The organism is Paraburkholderia sp. JHI2823 (genome assembly GCF_038900695.1).
Lineage (GTDB): Bacteria > Pseudomonadota > Gammaproteobacteria > Burkholderiales > Burkholderiaceae > Paraburkholderia > Paraburkholderia mimosarum.
The window spans coordinates 24,998-45,103 of record NZ_JAYMRY010000038.1 but is presented as its reverse complement, the minus strand read 5'-3'; the positions used below and the strand labels follow the sequence as shown (position 1 = coordinate 45,103).

The window sequence follows — 20,106 nt, the reverse complement described above, 5'->3', positions numbered from 1 at the left end:
CGCGACCTCAGTTCGTCGGCAGCGCGTTGAGCGCGGCGCGCTCCGCGTCCTGCTTCGCCTGGAAGCTCTGCGCTGCCGCCGACCGGTCCTTCGCCATCGCGTTGTCAATCGCGGACTGCTGCGCGTCGTTCTGGGTCTTTGCGGCCATCATCTGCAACAGGTCGCTGTTCTGGCTGGTGACGATATCCAGATAGTGCGTTGTTAGGGAGGCCGTCGCTTCCTGGGTGGGCGTCATCGACAGTTGCGACTGAAGCTCGGCGCGCCGCGTGGCCAGCGTCTGGACGTGCTGGTTGACGTCGTTGCCCATCTGAAAGAGGCTCGTCGCGGTTGCGTCGCCCTGCTTGTAGAGCGCGTTCATGTCCGAGAGCCACTGGGTCGGCGACTTGCCCGACGTGGAAATCAGGTTCTGCACATGCGTGATGTAGGAGCTGCCCTGCGTGAGGCTCCCGTAGAGGCTCTGAAGGTTGCTGTTATACGCGCTGACCTTGGCGATGTCGCCCGTGATCTGATCGTACTGCGCCTTCATCGCCGTCGGATTCAGGTTCGTCGCCTGCAGCAGCTGGTTGGCCATCATCTGGTACTGGTAGGCGATGTTCGTGTTCTGGTAAATCTCGCCACGCACGGCCTTGGCGGCTGTAATGATGTTTTGCCCGAAGTTCGCCGGGTCGAACACGGTCAACTGGGCCGACGCTGTCTGGACGAGGCCCAACACGCCTGCCGTAACACAGAGAACACCTGCAATCAGCTTTTTCAAGATCACTCTCCTAGTCGTGCGCGAGCATCTCGCGCATGTAGTTCTCGCGCCAGTGCTCGTCGCCTGACGCAAAATGCCGGTCGAGCACGTTCTGCGCGCGGCCATCGGCGCGAAGCGCGGCGAGCGTCTCGCGGTCGAAGCTCGCCTGCAACATGCGGGTATGCGTGGGCGTCACCCACAGGTAGTCGCGGTTGGGCACGGCGTCCGCGATCATGTCGATCTGGCTCTCCGTTAGGCCAAACACGTCCGCGTACAGCTTGCGGTTACTGCGCGCGTCAGCATTGGCGAGATAGACGATGTTCTGAAGCTGTTCTTTCAGGATCTCGAAGTTCGCCACGCGCTCAAGCTGCTTGAGCGACTGCGTGGCGAGCGCGAGCATGCCGTTCAGGCGCCGGATCGTGACCGCCCACAGTTCGAGTCGCGCATAAAAGCGCGGATACAGGAAGTAGAAGCCGCACTCCTCGATCTCGATGACGGTGAAGCGTTTGCCGTCCAGCCACTGCGAGACGCGGTAGAAGGCGTAATCCATGAAGAGGAACGCCGCCTCGGGATGGTTCTGGAACAGGTCGCCGCACTCGATGGAGAGGTTTTCCGAGAGCGCGAACGCATCCTCCGCATGGTCGAAGAACTGGCCGTTCTTTTCGCCCTTCGTCCAGATCCGCAGGCGCTCGCGAAGCTCCGCCGACAGCAGCGTCGTCAGGTACGACAGCGTCCAGTACTCACGGTCGTAGCCGGTCGCGAGCAGCTGCACCTTCTCGTAGATTTCGCGCTCCTGCGCGGGCGAGCACCGGAAGCCGTTGCCCTCGTCGTCCTCGATCGCCATCTGCACCCAGTTGGCGACATAGACGTAATGGCGCTCTTCGTCGAGCAGCGAAAGCGGGTTGATCGGCGTTGCTGCTGAGTAGCGGCCGGTCACGTCGATGAAGTGGCCGCCCGAGAGCACGGTCGGGATGCGCGTGGAGCGCTCCTTGTCAAAGCGCACGCGCCGCGCGTCGTGCCGCCCCATCTGCGAGAGCAGATAGTTGAGCAGCATCGTCTTGCCCGCACCGTTCGGCCCCACCACGAGCAGGTGCGCGCGGCCGCTCGGATGATGGAGAACCACGCGCTGAAGCGTGCGGTGGCGCGTGGGCAGGATCGTCGTCGGCCCCGTCCTGCGACCGAACTGCTGCGTCAGCCACTCGTTGACTTCCGGGCCTTCGGGCACGCCGCGCACGGGCGCCACGTCTGACACCGCCGCGGTTTCCACGAACTGCAGGCGCTTTTGCTGGTCCCAGCGACCCGGCAGGGTGCTCGCCCAGGCCGCGGGCAGGTTGTCCTTTTCGAGGATGAGTCCAAAGCCCGCGTTGCTCAGGCGCCCCACGACCTCGGACGTTGCCTGATCGCACTCATCCTGCGTGTCGCCGTACACGACCACCGATATGTTGGCGTAGCCGAACTGCGCCCCTTCCGCATTCAGGCGTTTGAGCGCATCCTCGGCCTCGTCGGCCAGCGTCTCACGATCCTTGTCGTTCTTTTGCTCTTCCTTGGCGAAATACGCTTTGGCGATCGCCCAGGGATTGAACGCCGCCGCCTTGAAGAACTTGCGCACCGATTTGATGAACTGCTCCGCGCGGCTGGTGCTCAGGAACCGGAACATCACGCAGATGTCGAGTTCCGCATCGACATCGCACAGGACGTCGAGGGCCGCTTCCTGAAAGCCGAGCCACTCCTTGACCGCAACGACCTTCGCGAAGCGTTTGCCGTGCGCCGACTCGAACAGCAGGTGTTCGGCGCCATATGTGACGAACGTTTCGGTCAGGTGCGTGTCGAGCATCGTGACCGGGTAGCGCACACGCCGCGGCGGCACGGAGGGGTTGGCCGTCTGATGCAGGTAGGCAAGCGCGTTCTGCAATTCCAGCCGCTTCATCCTGAGCCGACCGACTCCGCCACGGAAGGCATCGAGCACGCCCTCGAAGCGCCGGATGTCTGCGGTGAGCTGGTCGATATCGAAGACGAAGGCATTGCGTGTGAGAAGCTGGTCGCGCACGGCCTCGAAGAGCGCGAGCGGCATGGACTTGCCGCCGACCTTCAGGTGGTAGCCGACCTTCTCGAAGAACTTGTTGATGCCCGTCTCGGGCGTGAAGGCGAGCGACAACGAGTGGGAGTTGCGAAAGAATCTTCCGCTGCCCACGTTGCGGCGGTTGATCTCATCGAGCTGCGCGTCGAGCGGCGAGGCGAATTCGCCGTCGATATCGCCTTTCACCCGGCGATGGGCCACCCGCCACCAGGCCGTGACGCGATGGTCGAAATTCTTGCAGGCCTGATCAAGGTTGTTGCGCGCCGCCGTGATATCGCCTGCGTTCGGCGTATCGATGTCGATGCCCTCGAACGTGAAGGACGTGAGCAGCGACCCGTCCTTGTCGAGCACGAGTTCCGGCGTCACCATCGTGGCCCAGGGTGCGATTTCGTGGACGGGCCGGCGCGCGAGCGCGCGCCGCTTTCCGGGCTTCAGCATGGCAGGTCCTGATCGAATCCGTATGGCCGGCGAAAGCGTGCCGATGCCCTGATCGACGGCGAGGGCTCGTGAACGTCCGGGTACCGGTTGTAGACGAGCATGACGACGCGCCACCAGGGATCGCGCGAGCTCATCCAGCGCAGGAAGAAATGCATGCACATGCCCATCGCGATGAAGCCGACGCAGCTACCCAGGTCGAAACCGGTCGAATAGCACAGCATGACGGTGACAAGCCCGTTGGCGAGCGCGAGCACCCGGTCGGCCCCGCCGATCTGGCGCGGGAGCGAGAGCGAGCGGCTGACCTTGACGGGCTGACGTCCAGATTTAGGTGCAGACATAGCTGATCTTGAAGTGGTCCTTCAGCACGGGAATCGCACAGGCGGCGAAGCCGATACCGACGAATGCCCCGGAGAGCACCTTGGCGATCGTGCTTTCCGAGGTCGCAATGGCGATACACGCCACGATCATGATCACGAGGCCAATGCCGAAAAGCCAAGGCCCGCTGATCCAGTTGGAGACGAGGCAGATCACGTCGGTTGCCGACCCCAGGTCGCTCAGGTCGGTGGAGCTTGCCGAGGCGATCGGCGCGACGGCGCTCAGTGCGAGCGCAACGAGCGTGGTGCGCAGTTCGTGCCGGCTGAAGAATCGCGCGAACGCTGCGTGCGCGCGCTGCGCGATACGTCGTCGGATGGTGGTCAGGCGTTGCTTCATGGGGTGGTCCACTCCAGTGGTTTAGAAAACGCGTTTGAGGATGTAATCCCCGTTGTCATAGCCCCGCACTTCGAGGATTTCGGAGAGGTGGCGCATCTCGCCCGTGCGCTTCATGTGCACGACGTAGTGAAAACAGCTGGCGATGTTCTGGCGCAGGTCGCCGATGTCCCAGCGCGTACCGGACGGGACGCCCAGCATGGCGAGGCTCTCCAGCCGCCGAAGGCCGCCGCGCGCCGTGCTCGAGTGGATGGAGCCGAGGCCGCCGTCATGGCCCGTGTTCAGTGCCTGGATGAAGTCGTAGGCTTCGCCCCCACGCACTTCGCCCACGAGGATCCGGTCGGGCCGAAAGCGCAGGCACAGTGCGACAAGCATCTGCGTCGTCACGCCCGTGTCGGTGTTCGAGAGCAGGCGCAGCAGGTTCGGCACCGGGAGCTTCAGTTCCTTCGTGTCCTCGATGGTGATCACCCGATCCTCATCCGGAATCTCCGAACCGATCGCATTGAGGAAGGTGGTCTTGCCCGAAGAAGTGCCGCCGGCAACGAGAATGTTCTTCTTCGCGCGCACGATGTCGCGCAGTGCCTGGCGCAGGTCGTCGTTCTCGGCGCCGGGCGGGAAGTAGTCGACATCTTCGTCCTGGCGCGCGCGCAGCCGCGAGAACGCGCCAGCGCGCACGTAGTCCTCGAGCGACAGGTGTTTGTCGCGATGCTTGCGGATCGCGAGGGCGTCGCCGTCGATGGAGGTAGGCCGCATGACCGCGGCGATACGCAGGTTGCCGTGGCCCGCGTTCAGGATGCCCTGGTTCGTCCCCGCCTTCGCGGACTTCTCAACCGACGAGGCCAGCGAATGGATCGCACCGGAGAGCGTCGAGGGATTCAGTTCCAGCGGCACGCGCGTGAGCATGCCGCGGCGCTCGATCCAGATATCGTTGGGATGGTTGACGAGTATTTCCGCGATGTCCGGCGCGTCCAAAAACTCCTGCAACGGCCGAAGCGAGGCGAAGAACATCCTCACCGCGCTCTCTTCGAGGCGGTTGAATTTCAGGGCGGAGTTTTCTGCGGCATCGGACATGCCTGTATTGTTCTGGCGCGCCTGCGTACGCGGCCCGGCAAAAGCCCCGCGATATTTGTCAGCATTTTGGTGCGTGTGCAGCGACGCGATGGGAACCAGCATGACGCCGGATCGCCGTGCAGGCGCCTGCACGTCTTTTCCCGGAAAGCTGCACTTTTTGTTGAGCTTTCCGGTCTCGCCAACGTCGCGACAGACAAAAAAAAACCCGGCTCAATGAGCCGGGTCGGGTGCAGGAAGATTGGACGGTCAGACAATCACCTCGACCATCTCGCCAAACGGTGCGGGGCGTGCCCGGTTCAATGGCGTGGTGGACGCCCACAGCACCGGATACAAAGGCGTCACGTCGGGGAAAGCGCCGTCCATGTCCGTCAGGTAGACGAGGAATGCCGGGCTGATGCCCTCCTCTTCCAGCCGCCGAAACGGATCGACAAACGACGTGCCGCCGCCGCCCTTGACCGGTGCAAGCTCGATCGGGTCGCCGCGCTCGAACACCTGAACCTGGTTGACGCGCGTGTCGCAGTCCATCACGATGAGCCGCGCGGGGCGCACAACCTCGGCCACGTTGATGACCTCGGCCGCAAACTGCGCCTGCGTCTCGTCGAATACCGAACCGCTGCTGTCGCGCACGAACACCGCGTCTCCAACGGCTGGCGAATGCAGCGACGGCAGGTAGAGCCCCAGATGCAGATACCGGCGGTTCGGCATCGCCCAGCTGTAGTCGTCGTTGGTCACCTGCTGCGCGAAGCGCATCAGGATCGCACGCCAGTCCACCGAGGGCGCGCTCGCCACCTCCACAAGAGACGCGAGGCTACCGGGCAGCGCGCCACGCATCTTTGCCGCCTTCGCGGCCTGCAGCGTGGCGACCTTCCACTCGGCCTCCTTCACGGGCATGTCCGGGCCTGGATAGGGGCGGACCTCGCCGCAGGACGGCGGGGCATCGGGTTCGGGAGCCGCTGACGGAGAGTTCGCGCCGTCCGCGGGTGTCTTCTGGCCATCCGGCGCATTCGCGCCAGGCTTGCCGCCAGACTTCTCCTTCTCCTTCTGCCTCGCCTCCTGCGTGAGGACCGCGTAAATCTCCTCGGCCGACTTGCCATGAAAGCGCACATCGTCGAGGTGCGGCGATGGGAGCAGAAAACCCGCCTGCTTCACGACCGGGTTGATCGCATAGTCGCAGGCGTCGTTCCACCGGTCAGCGTCACGCGGCCCCTGCCGGAAGCAGTGGCCGTTGGCGACGTGCAGGATCTCGTGTGCGAGGATGCCCCGGCATTCAAGATCGTTCAGGGTGGCGAGAAACGCCGGGTTGTACCCCAGCGACTCCCCATCCACCCAGAACGTCTTGCAGGCCGGATCCTCGACCACCTTCAGCCGCAGTGCCAGCGAACCGAAGAACGGCTGGTCCAGCACCAGTGCCGAACGCTGCTTCGAGATACGGGGATCCATGGGCACCTCACGCAGCGATACGCAGATGCGGCGCATGGCCGGCCGCAGGCATTGCCGCCTGCGGCTTGCCGCCCATGAAGGCTTCCATCAGTTCCTCGATCTCGGTCGCCTTGGCGGCCACCTGCGAGCGAAGCACCTCGGATTCCTTCAGGTCGTTGCCGGTGTGCACGGCCAGGTGTCGCTTCGCCTGTTCCAGGATGTGGTTGAGCTGCGGGTCGTTGCTGAAATTCAGCTTCGGCAGCAGCCCGCACAGCTCGCGCACGTTGTCGGCCACGTCGATGCGCACATTGCCCGCCGCATACAGCCGGTTGGCCATCGCGGACACCGCTTCGTAGAGACGCTGCACGATGTCCTGATTGGCGTGCTCGATGGAGCGCATGACGTGCTGGTCAATTTCGGAGCGCAAGGTCGTGAGCACGTCCTCGGGCAGATCGACACCAAACTGACTCGCGTCCGGGAACGGCAACACGGCCATGCGCACGCCGAACTTCTCGCCAAGCTGCGCGAGGGTCGGGTAGTCCGCCTCGTTGAACAGGCCGTTCATCTCCTGCCTGGCCTGTTCCTTGAGATCCAGGTAGTCGGTCAGGAACACCTGCACGGCGAGATCGAACTCGTCCTTCATTTTTCGCATCTGCGCCGAGAATTCCATATAGATGTCGGTCGGCAACAGACGCACGGAGAGCTGGTTGTATTCCAGCGTGTGGTCGTAGAAGTAGCGGCGAATGCGCCCGCCCAGCGACACGACTTCCTTGAAGCTTGCGGCGTTCTCGGGCAGCAGGCGCTTGTTGAAGCGTCCGATGCCCTTCGTGTCGTGACGGCTTTCGACTTCCTCGGTGACCTTCAGGTCGAAGCGTCGTGCGACCCACGACGAGATGGTGACCGAGCAGAGCATGACGCGCGACTGAATATCGGTGATGTTCATGGAGAGACTCCAGAAAAAAGTATGGAATGGGATGAATCAGGAAAGGGAACTGCGAAGCGGGAAGCGCGTTGCGCGCGACCCGGAACAACGAAAGGAAGGTATGACGGTTAGCCGTGGATCAGCTTGCCGATGGGACCGCCCTGTGCCTTGATGAAGGCATGGGTGCTCGCAATGGCAGGCGTCTTGCGCAGCGCGTCCGTCACCAGCAGCGCGGCGAACTCGTTGAGCCCCGAGCCGATCAGGCGTTCGGTGTAGGTCACGACGCGCTCGAAATTGCTTTCGTTCGCGTACATGGCCAGCGCCGCGCTGATTGCATACAGGGCCGACGGCTTCTCGGGGATCGGCGCCACGTCGGGTGCCGCGAGGACAGCCGCGGGCGACGGCAGTTCGCGGTAGATCTGCACGAACGCCATCAACTCTGTCGCCGGCCCCTCGCCCACCGATCCTGCGTAGGAGATGAGTTCCAGTTCCTTCGGCAGCACACCCATCGTCTTTGCGACAAACCCCCAGCTGCGGGGACTCGGCGTGGCCTCGATGTCGCGCGAGGTCTTCTGGACCGACAGCAGATCCGGGCGAAAGCGCAGGAACGCGATGAGTTCGGGCTTCACATCGTTCGCCACGGCCCAGGCGGTCCATTCCTCGATGGTCGCCTCAAGCTCCACGACCGTCGCGAAGCGTGAAATCAGCGGATCGAGGATGCCGCTCACGCCCGCGTTGTCGTTGCGGCGGTTGGTGGCCGCGAGGAACGTGACGTTCTCCGGCAGCTTGTGCTCGCCGATACGGCGTGCGAGCAGCAGCTGCATCTTGGCGGCTTGAACAGCGGGCGATGCCTGCCCGAGATCATCCAGGAACCAGATGAGCGGGCGCTTGCGCGGTTGCAGCGCACGCTCCAGATCGCCAAACGGCAGGAAGCGCGCCGACTGCCCGTCGGTCGCCGCAAACGGCAGGCCCTTGGAGTCGGTCGGGTCTTCAACGACTGGATGGCTGATCAGCAGGTCGTGCTCGAGCGTGTCGGCAACCTGCGCGACGATGTCGCTCTTGCCGATACCCGGGCGCCCGGTGATGAGCACCGGCAGACGCTGCGGGACAAAGGCCGTGAGGAGAGCATTAAGTTGGGAAGCGTTGACTTGCATGAGGTTTCCTGAAAAAGAGAAACCCCGCGCGAGCAAACTCCCCGGCGGGAGCTTTGTCCAGGCGGGGTCATTGAGAATGCCGCGGTGGCGGCGATGCGATGCGTCGTGAGACGCGGTAATTCGTTTTTACAGCAGGGCTGCGTCGAGCGCTGCGCGCTGTTGTTCGCTCAGCGAGGCGCGCGAGACGCCCGCCCAACCGTGGTAGATCGCGAGACCATACACGTCGGCCAGTGCGCGTGCTTCTGCGCACAGCGACGGCTTTTCGGGATCGGCAGACGGCCGGCGTTCTCGCCAGTGATTGATTGCGCATTCAAGCTGCGCGACTGGCACCTCGGCGGGTTGCGGGTTCATGGCACAGGTCCTTTCGGAGAGCCTGGCAGGAGAGCACGCCCTTTCGGGGACGATGCCCCCGTCAGGCGGGTTGGATTGCCGGCTGCGCCGGCTGGGTCGATGCGTCAGGGACGCGGGGGATAGAAGCCAGTTTAGGCGCGTGCCTCTCGTCCGGGCGGTGCAATGCTCGCGAAATCGATACAGCTTTCGCGCTGCTCGCGTTTTCTACGGACAAAAAAAAGCCGACGCACAGGGCGTCGGCGGGTTTCAGAAGTTGGGATACCGGCTCACGCAGCGCGCCGGTCCAGCACGGCGCGCGCATACGCGAGCGTGCCGTCCTTCGCGCTCGGGCGACGAGCGGCACTTTCGTTGCCGCGCACGAGCGCGTAGCGCAGCGTCGCACCGTGCCGGAAGCTCTGGATCGTGCAATAGCCCTCGCTGATCGCGCGATCGACGTGCTCGACGCCAGTCAGCTCGCCTTGGCCCGGTCCGATGTAGCGGGCGCGGGCCGCTACCTCGCGGGCTTCCTTCAGGTCGCGCTCGGCATCGCGTTCGGCCTTCGCCTGCGCCGCGTCGCGCTCCCACTGCGCCTGCTCATCTTCGTTGAAGCCGCAAAGGTGAAACACGGCGCGGCGACGGGCGGCGGAACGCAGTCCGAGAACCTTCGCGCCGAGGACCTCGTGGAACGCCATCTTGCTCGAACGGTTATGCTCGTCCGAGGTGTCCAGCACGTCGAGCAGCAAGCCGACATTGCGTTCGTCCAGCGCGCGAGAGAGACGGTTGCCGTACGCGAAGGTATGGCGCCCGTGCTCGAGCCGCGCGATGTTGCAGCGATGCCGGTGCAAGCGCCGGCTGATGTTGCCCGCGGCCAGCTCCCTGTCGGCGTAGTCGATCGCACGCTTGCGCACGGTGTCGGCAACGAGCTCGCGCACGCGCTTCGCGAGTGGCGAGACCGGTTCGCCCACATCGACCGGCTGGTCGAACGTGGCAGGCAGTGGCAGATCGTCGATGAGGCCGTTGGCATGCAGCACGTCCTCGACCTCGGGGTGGCTCGGGCGGTCGGGCAGCAGCCGCGCGACCATGGTCAGGATGTCGGCATTCTGTGCGTCGATCGTCTTGCCGTTGTGCTTCATCACGGAGACGACCGGTTCCAGCTTGGCACCAGGCATGGCGCCGCGCAATTCCGGCACGCGGATGAGCGTTTGCGCCCAGTACGGGCCGTAGCGGAATGCTCCGGCGTTTTGCCGGTAGTCATCGAGCACCGCCTCGGGCACCGGCAGGTTCGCGAGCAGTGCATAGGCGACCTGCACTTCGTGGCGGCTGTTGACGTCGCGGGTTCCGGGAATCGCGGGACCGCAGTAGCCGAAGCTGAAAAGGCGCGTCATGGTCTCGATGCAGAGTTCGCAAAGCTCGAACCGGCGACCGCGCTCGCGCGCTTGCGAAGTGGCCGCCTCGACCTGGTTGGTCGAGAGCAGCAGCTGCGGCTTACGGCACACGTCCACGAACTCGAACAGGCCGTCCCAGTCCGCTGCGCGGATCTGCCACGACTCGCGCTGCGCGCCTTCGTCATCGAGGAATCCGGCGCTGCGCACCTCCTCGAGCATGGTGGTGACGATCGACTCCGCGCTGCCGGACTGACGAAGCGCCAGTTCGCCGTTGTAGCGGGTGACGCTCACGTCGGCCGGCGCACCGCGAAGCTCGATGAGGGCCGTGTCGGTTACCCGCACGCGCTCGTCGCGGAACAGATTGAAGAGACCGGCGAGAGTGCGGGTCGAGAGAACGGCGTCGGGAATGGAAAGCGTGTACATGGATGAGAGGCTCCTGTGAGGCGAAGCATCACCCGTCCGGGGCGATGCCCCGCAAGGGAAGAAAAAAACGGAAAAGTTGAAGGTCAATCGATATCGAGCAGGCGCGACACGACCGCAGCGACCTCGCGCACAATCTGCTTGAGACGCTCCGAAACAAGCACCTCACCGGTCTCTTTACTCCACGTCGCCTTATCAAAGATCTTCAGGCCGCCCGCATACTCGATCTCTATCTCGATGATCTCCATCGGACACCCTCCTAGCGCCGCTCGTGATCGAGCCCGTTGGCGAGCCGCAGTGAGCCGAGCATCGCTTCATAGCCCTCGCGGGACGAGATCTGTTCGAGACTGACCGCGTTTTCGCCACCGCCCGAGAGGTCGGCGCGGCCACGGCGGGTGCGGAAGGAGACGGCCACACTGTTGCGCGCCGGTGCGTCTGCCACTTCAACGATGAGACGCCCGGTGTTGAGCCTCACGCGGCAACCCTGACCCTGTGCGGCCGGATGCTCGGTGATGTCGTGTTCGCCCGCGCGCAGACGCAGGTCACCTGCCACGCGGCGCAGGAAACCGCGGGCGCGGCGTGTGATTTCAGTCTCGCGTGCCGCGCCCGCACTGCGGCGGTCGGCATGGAGTACTTTCGTAATGTGATTCATGGAAACCTCGAAACAAAAAAAATGGCGAGGCGTCCCGGAAAGGGAAACGCCTCGCCGTGCTGGAGAGGAAGGCCGGCATGTCGCCGGCGAACGTAAGAAGCGCCTCAGTGCGTGACGCGCACGCCCGAGCTGCTGGTGACGAGCAGAACCTGGTCGCCCGGCTTGAAGCGCTGGTCGTCAGGCTGCGTGATCACGAGCATCGAACCGTTGGCCTTGCGCACCACGATTTCGAGGCCAGCGGTGCGCGAGAGCGCAGCGCCTACGCGTTGTGCGATGACGCCTGCGCCTGCGCCCGAGATCGCGCCTGCGATGTAGCGGCCGTTGCCATTGCCGATCACCTGTGAACCGAGAAACGCACTCGCGCCCGCTGTGATGAGGCTGACCAGTCCCGTGCCATCGCCCCGCGTCTGGATCGTGATGTTGCGCACGCGAACCACCGTGACTTCCTCCAGGCTACCTGTTCGTTGAACGTCGGAACGCTGGTAGACGTCGGGCGAGCCGAAGTCAGTCATGTTCGCGCAGGCGGCGAGCGTGGAGAGGAGAAGGATGGAGAAGAGAGTACGGATCATGGTTGCCTCACGAAATTGCGGGCAACCGTCCCGTCAGGGGCGTTTGCCCTGTCGGGAAGAGATGGATGAAGCGAAAGGCGCAGACCGGACAAACCGGTCTGCGTATGGCTGTCCTCAGGACAGGCGATTCAGGTCGTGAAGCTCGACGTGGCCGCTCGAGACGAGACGGCGTTCGGCATCAAACGGCAGGTCGTAGTCCCAGATTACCGTGGCGGTGCGGTCGCTCCAGACGGAGACAATCGTACCGGGGTGAAGCTGGGGTGGGCTGGCCTGAACGTCCTGTGCCATGACACGTTGCTTCTCAGAAAAACCATTCAGTTCCGAAACCTTGAAAGCGGGTTGAGCGGAAACGTTCAGCATGGTGCGGCTCCTGAAAGGAAAAAGGGGAGCCGCATCCCTTCCGGGAGTGGGCTCCCAGGGGGATCAAAAGATGGAGGCAGGACAGTCGTCCGGCCGGTGAGACAAGCAGAAGGCACAACGGCAAGCCGCTGTGGTCAGGTCGATGCGCCAAAAGCGCGGGGAATAGGGACAGTCTACGGGTCGGCGGTCGCTGCGCCGACCGGAATGATCGCGAAAACCACCTGGCTTTCGTCTCGCGGGGCCGCGCTCACCTCGCGCACGATGTTCGCTGTACCGCGACGTCGTTGTATCGCCCCGGACTCAGCACCAACTCTCGACGACCCACCATGCCCAGCTTTATCCAGTCCACGCCGCCGATCGCCAGTATCGGGCTGCTCGCCGATCTGACCGGCGTTGCAGGTGCGCTCGGTGCGATCATGCCGGATCTTTCTGCAGCGATCGCCAGCACGGTCCTGCGTTCGCTCGGCGAGGACACACATACACGTTCCGTGCGGCGGCATGAGCGCGTGCTCGGTGCGCTCGCGTGCGCGAGCGTCGGGATCGTGGCGCTCACAACGACCGGGCTGTCGCTGATCGCCCTTGCCGCCTGCCTGCTGTGCCTCCCGTTGCTTGTCGCAGCGGACATCGATCGCCGCCACCATCTGCTGCCCGACCTGATCACGATTCCGCTGCTCTGGGTCGGCCTCTTGCTCAATCTTGGCGCCATCGTCACGCCGCTAAACGATGCCGTCATCGGCGCAGTGACGGGCTACCTCGGGCTTCGCACCCTATCGTGGGGCGTCGCGGCCGCGAGCCGTTCGGAAGGCATCGGCCACGGCGACTTCAAGCTCGTTGCCGCGCTGGGTGCGTGGCTGGGCTGGCAGGCGCTGCCGGCCATCCTGTTCATCGCCGCCGCGCTCGCGGTCCTCACCGGACTGTTGCATGCTGCATCGATCCGGGCGCGCACGCTCCCGCGCATCGCGTTCGGGCCGTCGCTCGCGGCCGCCGGGATATTCGTTCTGTTCGTACCGTCACTGCGGCACTGGTGACGCTCGCCGCGCACGCAGAGCTACAACGGACAAAAAAACGCCGCCCGTTTGAAGGGGCGGCGCTTGGGTCAAGACAACAGCCGATACCGCATCAGCGGGCCGGCGCTCAGGATTCGCTCACCTTCAGCAGGTGCAACGACCAGAAAGCGAGCACGACGCCCAGGATGAAAACGGCGATGCACGCCCGGATGTCATCGATGAGCAGGCCATCGACAAACGCCAGCGCACTCACGAACGGCTTGAGCGTCCACTCCTGCACCTTCGTGCGCACCGCGGGCATGAACTTCGGCTCTGCGTACCGGAGCGCTGCACGGGCGAGGTATTCGGCGCCGCAGAAGAGCGAACCGAACGCCGTCGCACCGAGGAGCAGCGGCAGCCACTTCTCGCCGCCGAGCCAGTACATCGTGTAGCGATACGCGTATTCGTCCTGCAGAGCAGCGACGGCTTCGGGATGGCGTGCGATGGTGGCGAGCAGCCAGCCAAAGACGAACATCGGCACGACGCCGTACAGCATGAACACGAGCGTGTGCGCTGCCAGCTTCGTATCTCGGTCAAACAGTTTTTTCAACATCACGAACTTCCTTTTGAGGTATGCGCAAGGACCGCCCCTCCCAGTGAGGGGCGAAGTCCTTGCAGTGGAGACATGAGTCACACGCACGCGTATAGCGTTGCGCTGGCCTGATGGCCGGTGACTCGATGAGGTCAGCCCTTGCGTGTCGCCTTTCGGCGGCGTGCAGGCTTCTTTGCAGGCGGCGCTTCGTAACCGAAACGCGCCCATGCCGCGGGGTCGATCGGAACCGGATTCGTGCGTCCCGTTGCGAGATTCACGAACACAGCCGAATACGACAGACCGCCGTTTCGAAACAGCGACCAGAGCAGGTTGAACGCCTGCACTGAAATCGCCTGATTGATGACGAGCGACTGCTTGCGCAGCGCGTCCGCCATCGAGCATGAAGGCGTATCGTCGCCCTTGTCGTTCTTCGGATTCAGCAGGTCCGGGAACAGGTCGCCCACGTGGGGCAACCGGTCGTGCCGGGGCTTGCCGAATTCGCCGAGGATGACCTGGCCGCGATCCGTCTCGTTGCCGCAATCGAGGTAGTAACGACACTTGCCCCGCTTTGCGGCCTGCACGATGGCGTGGCGCGCGCGTCGCGAATCGACGCAGCCAATCACGAGATCGGCATGCAGGTTGATCTGCGAATCGACGCGTCGAGGCTCGGCAATCCAGTCCGTGCCCATCAGCAGGTTCAGCCGGTTCACGAGCAGCGTCGCCTTGTACTGGCCGACGTCGTTCGGATAGAACCCCTGCCTGCCGACGTTGAACTCGCTTACCGTGTCATCGTCGTAGACCGTGCACTCGATACCACCGGGGTGACCAAGCTCCACCATCGCGTGATGCAGGCGCGCGAGCGACGGCAACAATGCGCTGCCGGTCCCGCCCGCTCCGACCACGACGACTTTCCAGGCGCCCCGCGTCATGTGCTCGGGGGTAGCATGCAGAACCGGGGTGCTCATACGACCTCCCCGGCCAGCGCCGACAGCCAGTGCGCCGGGGCGCCCGCCTGAACCTCGAAGCGGCCCTTCGCACACAGACGCAAGGCAACCGACGGCGTGCGATCGCAGTGGCCCAGCACGAGCGCGAGCTTCACGTCGTGCAGGTCATCGCGATCATCGGTCAGCGAGAAAAACGCCTTCCCGTGGCCGTGCGAATGGCAGTCAACGACAAGCCACTCGCCCTCGCGCAATTGCGGACGCTCATAGTGCAGATGGCCCGGACCGTGCGAGAGCGATGCGAGGCGCTCGATGCGAAAGCGCCCCGTCACCGAGTCCCATACGATCCACGCACCCACCTCGTTGGGTAGTGCCGCCCGCGAGAGGCGGGCGAACTCCACAACGAGCGCGGCGGGAATCGCGCCGCACCGCAGCTCCGTCAGTTCCTGCGCCTGGCCATACGGCACCGGCGTATGCCAGTCGAATGAGCCAAGGCGCCGAACCAGCCGGATCCACGGACGGTCGATCTCGAGAAACACGCCGTTCGACGCGATGAGCAGGCGCTCGCCGGGACCGGACATCGGCGCCACCGGTTCGCGCGTGGGCACCATGACCGAAGGGAACGAGCCCTGCAGGACGTTATCGACGGGATTCATTTGGCCCCTCCGATCTGACCTGCGACCAGCTTGCCGACCGTCGCATCCTTCATGGGGACGAGCACTTCGAGCGGAAAGGCCTCGAACTTCCCGTCCAGCATGTCGGTCCAGAACGCGTGAAACCCGTCCTTGTACTCAACGCGTTTGCCACCGGGATTCGGGTGCGTGAAGGCTGAGGTGAAGAAGCCCTCTTCCCAGCCGTCGATGGCAGAAACTTCAATGCGCCGTGGCACTTTGGCCGACCCGATGCAGATCTGGCCGTGGTCCCAGGTGTTGAAGTACGGCGGCTCAAAGAGTGCCGTGCCCGCCTCGGGACGCGCGTCGCCCTTCACCGCAAAGACGCGGAAACCGCCCGCGCCAGCCTGAAACACGAGGCCCGGATGCGGCACGACCGCGGTGCGCTCGCCCACCTTTCTGCGCTGGAAGAAGACACGTCGACGCGCAGGTGGAGTCCACCAGGTCACCGCGGCCGACGTCACGCCCAGCACATTGCCCGGCAGGAACTCGGCGCGCGGCGCTGCGTTGCGATCGAGTTGCACCAATGCATCGATGAGAGCGCGGCGGCTTAACGGCCGTCCCGCACCGATCACCGGTCGCCCGGTTTGACGCTCCGCTGCTACGGCATGCACCGTCGCGTAACACGAACCATCCCGTGCCGAATACAGCAAGAGAGCCGAAGACAGGGCAACGTCATGCCCGGTCTGGCCAATATGAACACCTTTCATGGAAGAACTCCTAGTCAAGGGCTCACCACAAGCGCCAGCAGGCGATCGAGGTGGCCAAGCATCTGAAGGGCAAGGCCCCATTGCGCGTACTGCGCACGGATGCCCTGTATCTGGTTGGAAAATGTGAGGAAGCGGCTGTACTCGGTGGCTTCACCACCCTGGTACTCACCGTTCATGAAGTCGTCGAGCGTCTCGCTGATCCGCTCGTTGTTCTCCAGCACGAACGTGCAGCCCGAATACATCGGCCGCGCGTCATAGCCGTCGTCGAGCAACGGACGGTTTCCCGCCCGCCGAAGGAGCCGGTGCAGCGCCGCAAGCTCCACGCAGACCCGTTTCACAAGCGGTGTGGAACCCGTCTGCAGACGACGCAGCTCGTTCTCCGACAGCACCTGATTGCGGGATCGGCGGCCCGGCACCTTCGCGGGAGTGCGGATCTCGTCGGGGCATAGCTGCGGACGGAGCACGGACGGCAGGTACCGCTCCACCGTCTCCTTGTCGTCCCCGTAGAAGTCCATCATCCATTGGCTGACGTCCTTGTCCGTCGCGCTTTCGTCGCCCTCCCAGTGACGGCAGGCCGCCTCGCAGAGGAACCAGCCAGGCGTACGGATGAGCACGGTCTTGCCCGAGACGCGATCGACAAGATTGAAGAGCGTGTTCAAAAGCAGCGGATGCGCCTCCCGTAACGGCTGGGCCAGTGCACCCACCTCATGGACCCACTCGTTCTCCAGCTTCACGCCCAGATGCAGCGGGCCGCCTGGCTTGAACTCATCGTGCTCGTACTGATGCTGGATGATGTCCATCACGGCGTTCGTGTCGCACAGGTCGAGGCCCAACGAAATGAAGCGAAGCGGCTGACGGATCTGCCGCTGCACCCATGCATAGAACGCCTGCTGGCACGCATCGACCGGACTGGCCGGATCGTCGACGTCAGAGGCGCGCAGGGGCCCGTGCCGGAACTGCTCGAGCACGGTTCCCTCCAGCTCCACGTCAGCGCGCCACCGGATGGTGGCCTCGCGCGGCACATCGGGACTGAACTGCGGCAGCGTCAGAACACAATCGGAAGATCGATGTCGGGCAGCGGCAGCGCGTGGCGGTTGCCATGCCCCGCCGGCTGTTGCATCGACCGTTCGATCAGCGAATGAAGGATCGAACAGCATTGGCGAACCTCGTCGTCATATAAAAAAACCGCCCTTTCGGGGCGGTTCCTGAGAGTTGAAGCCGCTCGCCGGATCGGCGAGGGCCTTGAGCAGGGTTTCCTTACGCATGGCCGCCCTTGGCACCGGCTGCGCGTACAAACTTGAAGGACGCCACCTCACCGGCATATTCGGGGCCATCGACCGTTGCGGTCGTCAGCTCCGGGTACTGCGCCGAGTAGAGATCGCGTACCTGATCCGGCGTGAACGCCGGGCCGGGATCAGGCAGACGCATGCCGTTGTAGGTGAACTCGCGGGTGAGCGTTGCGATTGCGATAGCCATGACGTTCCCCTCACAGAAGGCTCAGGAGATCGGTCTGGCCAGCATCGGCTGCTGCCGGTGCCACCGTCGACGTAACGGGTTGCGGTTTGCCGCCGCCCTCTTCCGTCTGCTCCTCTTCGTCGCCTTCGTCGTTGCCGTCGGCCGTCGATGCGGGCGCGGGGAGCGCCGGCTTCGAGCCCTTCGACAACGCCTTCTGCGCCTTGCCCGCCTGCGACTTTTCGGCCGCCTGCAGAATCTCGGTCGTGGCGCTCACCTGCTCCGCGAGGGAGCGGTGCGCGCCTTCGAACGTGCGTAGCGCATCGACAAATCCCTCATCGAGTGCGGCCGGCGTTGCTGTCAGCACGAGCGGCTGACGCAGGGCAGTCTCTTTCGAGTCGCCGCCCGGCATCACAACCACCGCCATCTGCTCACCGGCCATCTTGAGCGTGAGCGTGACCTTGCCGGTCTCGCGCACGAACGCTTCGAGTTGCTGGAACATATCGAACCTCACGAAAATGAAAAACGCCGCGCGAAGGCGGCGAAAAAAAAAAAGAAAGGAGCCGCGGCAGACGCCGCGGCCAGCATCAGAACTTCAGGACCTTGAGCACCTTGCCGCTGTAGTCGAATCCCTCGACGGACAGCAGAGCGTCGATGACTTCGGCCTTCGATTTCGCGAAGACCTTTTTGAAGTCCTCGCCCATCGCGGCGCGCAGGCCCAGTTCGTCGGCTACCACCTTCATCTCGGACTTGGTGATCAGCTCCAGAAACTCCTTGTCGAGTTTCCAGTGCTTCGCGAGATCGAGCTTGTGATGGCGGCACATCGGGACGAGATACGGCACGTCCACACCCTGGATCGCAGACATCACGAGCGCCACGAGCAGCTTGACCTGCACGTCGGACTCCAGCTCGCCTGCCGCCGAGGCGGCCTTCGAGAAGTCACCCACTGAAGGCTTGTCATCGATGAGGCGCTCCCAGATCGTGTTGACCGGTTCCGCCGCGATGCTACGTGCCTGACCGGTCGCAACGACCGCGATCAGGTACTGGCGCGCGAGCGCGACGTCCGTGCTGACCTCGCGACGCAACGCTTTGCGCCAGAGCGCGACGCGGTACGTCTTGACGCGATCGGACTCGGCGACGACGGTTGCTTCGGGATTGGCCGTCGTGGACGGCTTGCTGCCCTTCGCAGCGCTCGCCGCACTCGTCGCACTGGTCGCTTTGGAGGCGCCTGTCGCCGAGGCGGCCTTCGCCGCAGCCGTGTCAGGAGCCTTCTCGCTCTTGATGCGCGCCGCCACCTTCTTCATGTTGCAGACGGTGTCGAAGCACTGGCCCTTGTAGACCTTGCCCATCGAGTCAGGCAGGCCGCTGACCGCCGCGCCAAAGTTCTGGCACGCGTAGCAGGCTTTCATCTGTTCGGCGCCGACGCCCTTGGAGCCATCCGCCACAAGCTGGATACGCGTGTGGTTGTCGCCCGGGCGAACGATACGAACGGTCTGGTACTCGTCGCGCAGGCCTGCGGCCGTCGCTTCGAGCTGCTTTTCCGTTTTCTCGTTGTAGCAGGCGCGGTTCGTACAGCTGCCCGTGCCGATCGACTCGCCGAACATCTCGGCCTGGGCGGCCGAATTGTGCTGACACCCGGCGCAATCGGTCTTGTCGAAGATCGCAGCGGGCAACGAGCACGAGACCTGTTCGAGCGTCTTCTTCAGATCCGCGACCGTGCGGCTTTCCTTCACGACGACAGGCAGAAGCTTGTCCTGCTGCTCCTTAGTAAAGGCGGCGAAGAGTTCGGCGTGGCCGAGCTTGATGGTGCGCGTGTTGAGCGCATCCAGCACCGCCGCACTGCAGTTCATGAGCGCGAGACGCGAGTCGAGCACCGGGCGACTCCAGCCAAGCTGGGCCGCGGCCTCGTCCCGGTCGCCCTTGCACAGGCCGACAATCTCTGCCGCCGCGATGGCTTCTTCAGACGGCGCCATATCGTCGCGCTGGATGTTTTCAATCAGCGCGACCGAGCGCGCCTCGAATTCGTCCAACGGCTTGACGACGACGGGCATCGGATAGTCAGCGCCGTGGGCTTCCATCGCAGCGCGATATCGGCGACCCCCGGCGACGAGCTCGTGAGAGCCATCGTCGAGCGGACGCACGATAACCGGCTGCATCACGCCCTGCACACGCACGGACTCGACCATCTCCGCCATCTTCGCGGGGTCGAAATACTGACGGGGGTTGCGGCCGAGCTTGATGTCGCCGAGCCTGAGGGTAGGTTGCTGTTGCATTGCGGGTCTCCAGAAGGGGAACCCGTTCCCCAACGGGAAGAGGATTCCCGAAGGGTAAAAAAAGATGGCCGCGAGGGCCGGTGTCGATGCGCATGAAGCGCGGTAGGTAAACAGACGATACCGCGCGGTAGCGGATCGAGATGCCGAAAAGATCGCCGATACGGGGTGGCTTTTAAAAAAAAAATGGTCCGGAGCGATCCGGGCCGTAGTTCATCGTCTGGTCAGGCGTATGCGCAGGGCGCT

The 20,106-nt window shown here is 64.1% G+C and carries 23 protein-coding genes; 1 reads left to right on the top strand and 22 read right to left on the bottom strand.

Translation table 11 applies throughout. The features are described 5' to 3' along the window. Window positions 1–7 precede the first annotated feature (7 nt). From VSR34_RS29905 to VSR34_RS29840, 14 genes are all read right to left on the bottom strand, one after another. On the bottom strand, window positions 8–745 hold the full coding sequence (locus VSR34_RS29905; protein ID WP_342964307.1) for a type VI secretion protein: 738 nt from the start codon (window positions 743–745) through the stop codon (window positions 8–10). 19 nt (window positions 746–764) lie between these two features. After that, the gene (locus VSR34_RS29900; RefSeq protein WP_342964280.1) at window positions 765–3,248 is read right to left on the bottom strand and encodes a type IV secretion system protein VirB4; all 2,484 of its coding nucleotides are present in this window, start codon (window positions 3,246–3,248) and stop codon (window positions 765–767) included. Further along, window positions 3,242–3,586, bottom strand: a complete 345-nt coding sequence (locus VSR34_RS29895; protein WP_342964279.1) for a VirB3 family type IV secretion system protein — start codon at window positions 3,584–3,586, stop codon at window positions 3,242–3,244. The genes VSR34_RS29900 and VSR34_RS29895 overlap by 7 nt, the downstream gene beginning before the upstream one ends. Then, window positions 3,573–3,959 (bottom strand): conjugal transfer protein TrbC, encoded by a 387-nt coding sequence (locus tag VSR34_RS29890; protein ID WP_342964278.1) that lies wholly within the window; start codon window positions 3,957–3,959, stop codon window positions 3,573–3,575. The genes VSR34_RS29895 and VSR34_RS29890 overlap by 14 nt, the downstream gene beginning before the upstream one ends. 21 nt (window positions 3,960–3,980) lie before the next feature. Then, entirely contained in the window at window positions 3,981–5,027 is a 1,047-nt protein-coding gene (locus tag VSR34_RS29885; RefSeq protein WP_342964277.1) for an ATPase, T2SS/T4P/T4SS family, read from the bottom strand. 246 nt (window positions 5,028–5,273) lie between these two features. Then, the gene (locus tag VSR34_RS29880) at window positions 5,274–6,467 is read right to left on the bottom strand and encodes a VWA-like domain-containing protein (RefSeq protein ID WP_342964276.1); all 1,194 of its coding nucleotides are present in this window, start codon (window positions 6,465–6,467) and stop codon (window positions 5,274–5,276) included. A 7-nt stretch (window positions 6,468–6,474) separates the two neighbouring features. After that, window positions 6,475–7,389, bottom strand: coding sequence for a hypothetical protein (locus VSR34_RS29875; RefSeq protein WP_342964275.1), 915 nt, complete (start codon window positions 7,387–7,389; stop codon window positions 6,475–6,477). 107 nt (window positions 7,390–7,496) lie between these two features. Then, window positions 7,497–8,522 (bottom strand): ATP-binding protein, encoded by a 1,026-nt coding sequence (locus VSR34_RS29870; protein WP_342964274.1) that lies wholly within the window; start codon window positions 8,520–8,522, stop codon window positions 7,497–7,499. A 126-nt stretch (window positions 8,523–8,648) separates the two neighbouring features. Then, on the bottom strand, window positions 8,649–8,873 hold the full coding sequence (locus VSR34_RS29865) for a DUF3717 domain-containing protein (protein WP_028231619.1): 225 nt from the start codon (window positions 8,871–8,873) through the stop codon (window positions 8,649–8,651). Between the two features lie 266 nt (window positions 8,874–9,139). After that, a complete protein-coding gene (locus VSR34_RS29860; protein ID WP_342964273.1) occupies window positions 9,140–10,660 on the bottom strand; it encodes a hypothetical protein in 1,521 nt (506 codons plus the stop codon). Window positions 10,661–10,743: 83 nt separating this feature from the next. Beyond that, window positions 10,744–10,905 (bottom strand): hypothetical protein, encoded by a 162-nt coding sequence (locus VSR34_RS29855; protein ID WP_342964272.1) that lies wholly within the window; start codon window positions 10,903–10,905, stop codon window positions 10,744–10,746. A gap of 11 nt (window positions 10,906–10,916) precedes the next feature. Further along, window positions 10,917–11,309, bottom strand: coding sequence for a hypothetical protein (locus VSR34_RS29850; RefSeq protein WP_342964271.1), 393 nt, complete (start codon window positions 11,307–11,309; stop codon window positions 10,917–10,919). A 104-nt stretch (window positions 11,310–11,413) separates the two neighbouring features. Further along, window positions 11,414–11,878, bottom strand: a complete 465-nt coding sequence (locus VSR34_RS29845) for a hypothetical protein (RefSeq protein ID WP_342964270.1) — start codon at window positions 11,876–11,878, stop codon at window positions 11,414–11,416. A gap of 114 nt (window positions 11,879–11,992) precedes the next feature. Further along, a complete protein-coding gene (locus VSR34_RS29840) occupies window positions 11,993–12,238 on the bottom strand; it encodes a hypothetical protein (protein ID WP_342964269.1) in 246 nt (81 codons plus the stop codon). A 326-nt stretch (window positions 12,239–12,564) separates the two neighbouring features. Here VSR34_RS29840 and VSR34_RS29835 point away from each other — a divergent pair, with 326 nt between their 5' ends. Next, complete coding sequence (locus VSR34_RS29835; RefSeq protein WP_342964268.1) at window positions 12,565–13,266, top strand: A24 family peptidase; 702 nt, start codon at window positions 12,565–12,567, stop codon at window positions 13,264–13,266. 106 nt (window positions 13,267–13,372) lie between these two features. Here VSR34_RS29835 and VSR34_RS29830 read toward each other — a convergent pair whose 3' ends face one another. The 8 genes from VSR34_RS29830 to VSR34_RS29795 all read right to left on the bottom strand — a co-directional run bounded on the left by VSR34_RS29830 (window position 13,373) and on the right by VSR34_RS29795 (window position 19,863). Further along, entirely contained in the window at window positions 13,373–13,837 is a 465-nt protein-coding gene (locus VSR34_RS29830; RefSeq protein ID WP_342964267.1) for a hypothetical protein, read from the bottom strand. 131 nt (window positions 13,838–13,968) lie between these two features. Next, window positions 13,969–14,781 carry a PRTRC system ThiF family protein gene (locus VSR34_RS29825; RefSeq protein ID WP_342964266.1) on the bottom strand — a complete coding sequence of 271 codons (813 nt, stop codon included), beginning with the start codon at window positions 14,779–14,781 and terminating at the stop codon, window positions 13,969–13,971. After that, the gene (locus VSR34_RS29820) at window positions 14,778–15,413 is read right to left on the bottom strand and encodes a PRTRC system protein A (RefSeq protein ID WP_342964265.1); all 636 of its coding nucleotides are present in this window, start codon (window positions 15,411–15,413) and stop codon (window positions 14,778–14,780) included. Before VSR34_RS29820 ends, VSR34_RS29825 begins: the two co-directional genes overlap by 4 nt. Beyond that, window positions 15,410–16,138 carry a PRTRC system protein B gene (locus VSR34_RS29815; protein ID WP_342964264.1) on the bottom strand — a complete coding sequence of 243 codons (729 nt, stop codon included), beginning with the start codon at window positions 16,136–16,138 and terminating at the stop codon, window positions 15,410–15,412. Before VSR34_RS29815 ends, VSR34_RS29820 begins: the two co-directional genes overlap by 4 nt. Window positions 16,139–16,152: 14 nt before the next feature. Next, window positions 16,153–17,295, bottom strand: coding sequence for a PRTRC system protein F (locus tag VSR34_RS29810; protein WP_342964263.1), 1,143 nt, complete (start codon window positions 17,293–17,295; stop codon window positions 16,153–16,155). A 100-nt stretch (window positions 17,296–17,395) separates the two neighbouring features. Next, window positions 17,396–17,614, bottom strand: a complete 219-nt coding sequence (locus VSR34_RS29805) for a PRTRC system protein C (RefSeq protein ID WP_028231608.1) — start codon at window positions 17,612–17,614, stop codon at window positions 17,396–17,398. Window positions 17,615–17,624: 10 nt separating this feature from the next. Further along, entirely contained in the window at window positions 17,625–18,092 is a 468-nt protein-coding gene (locus VSR34_RS29800) for a PRTRC system protein E (protein ID WP_342964262.1), read from the bottom strand. 85 nt (window positions 18,093–18,177) lie between these two features. Beyond that, window positions 18,178–19,863, bottom strand: a complete 1,686-nt coding sequence (locus tag VSR34_RS29795) for a PRTRC system ParB family protein (protein ID WP_342964261.1) — start codon at window positions 19,861–19,863, stop codon at window positions 18,178–18,180. Between the last annotated feature and the right edge of the window lie 243 nt (window positions 19,864–20,106).

Coding starts and splice junctions, on each gene's coding strand:
- VSR34_RS29850 (WP_342964271.1), bottom strand. CDS start 11,309: ATGAATCACATTACGAAAGTACTCCATGCCGACCGCCGCAGTGCGGGC.
- VSR34_RS29840 (WP_342964269.1), bottom strand. CDS start 12,238: ATGCTGAACGTTTCCGCTCAACCCGCTTTCAAGGTTTCGGAACTGAAT.
- VSR34_RS29800 (WP_342964262.1), bottom strand. CDS start 18,092: ATGTTCCAGCAACTCGAAGCGTTCGTGCGCGAGACCGGCAAGGTCACG.
- VSR34_RS29880 (WP_342964276.1), bottom strand. CDS start 6,467: ATGGATCCCCGTATCTCGAAGCAGCGTTCGGCACTGGTGCTGGACCAG.
- VSR34_RS29815 (WP_342964264.1), bottom strand. CDS start 16,138: ATGAAAGGTGTTCATATTGGCCAGACCGGGCATGACGTTGCCCTGTCT.
- VSR34_RS29795 (WP_342964261.1), bottom strand. CDS start 19,863: ATGCAACAGCAACCTACCCTCAGGCTCGGCGACATCAAGCTCGGCCGC.
- VSR34_RS29820 (WP_342964265.1), bottom strand. CDS start 15,413: ATGAATCCCGTCGATAACGTCCTGCAGGGCTCGTTCCCTTCGGTCATG.
- VSR34_RS29835 (WP_342964268.1), top strand. CDS start 12,565: ATGCCCAGCTTTATCCAGTCCACGCCGCCGATCGCCAGTATCGGGCTG.
- VSR34_RS29830 (WP_342964267.1), bottom strand. CDS start 13,837: ATGTTGAAAAAACTGTTTGACCGAGATACGAAGCTGGCAGCGCACACG.
- VSR34_RS29890 (WP_342964278.1), bottom strand. CDS start 3,959: ATGAAGCAACGCCTGACCACCATCCGACGACGTATCGCGCAGCGCGCG.
- VSR34_RS29870 (WP_342964274.1), bottom strand. CDS start 8,522: ATGCAAGTCAACGCTTCCCAACTTAATGCTCTCCTCACGGCCTTTGTC.
- VSR34_RS29810 (WP_342964263.1), bottom strand. CDS start 17,295: ATGCTGTTCGATCCTTCATTCGCTGATCGAACGGTCGATGCAACAGCC.
- VSR34_RS29900 (WP_342964280.1), bottom strand. CDS start 3,248: ATGCTGAAGCCCGGAAAGCGGCGCGCGCTCGCGCGCCGGCCCGTCCAC.
- VSR34_RS29855 (WP_342964272.1), bottom strand. CDS start 10,905: ATGGAGATCATCGAGATAGAGATCGAGTATGCGGGCGGCCTGAAGATC.
- VSR34_RS29825 (WP_342964266.1), bottom strand. CDS start 14,781: ATGAGCACCCCGGTTCTGCATGCTACCCCCGAGCACATGACGCGGGGC.
- VSR34_RS29895 (WP_342964279.1), bottom strand. CDS start 3,586: ATGTCTGCACCTAAATCTGGACGTCAGCCCGTCAAGGTCAGCCGCTCG.
- VSR34_RS29860 (WP_342964273.1), bottom strand. CDS start 10,660: ATGTACACGCTTTCCATTCCCGACGCCGTTCTCTCGACCCGCACTCTC.
- VSR34_RS29865 (WP_028231619.1), bottom strand. CDS start 8,873: ATGAACCCGCAACCCGCCGAGGTGCCAGTCGCGCAGCTTGAATGCGCA.
- VSR34_RS29875 (WP_342964275.1), bottom strand. CDS start 7,389: ATGAACATCACCGATATTCAGTCGCGCGTCATGCTCTGCTCGGTCACC.
- VSR34_RS29805 (WP_028231608.1), bottom strand. CDS start 17,614: ATGGCTATCGCAATCGCAACGCTCACCCGCGAGTTCACCTACAACGGC.
- VSR34_RS29845 (WP_342964270.1), bottom strand. CDS start 11,878: ATGATCCGTACTCTCTTCTCCATCCTTCTCCTCTCCACGCTCGCCGCC.
- VSR34_RS29885 (WP_342964277.1), bottom strand. CDS start 5,027: ATGTCCGATGCCGCAGAAAACTCCGCCCTGAAATTCAACCGCCTCGAA.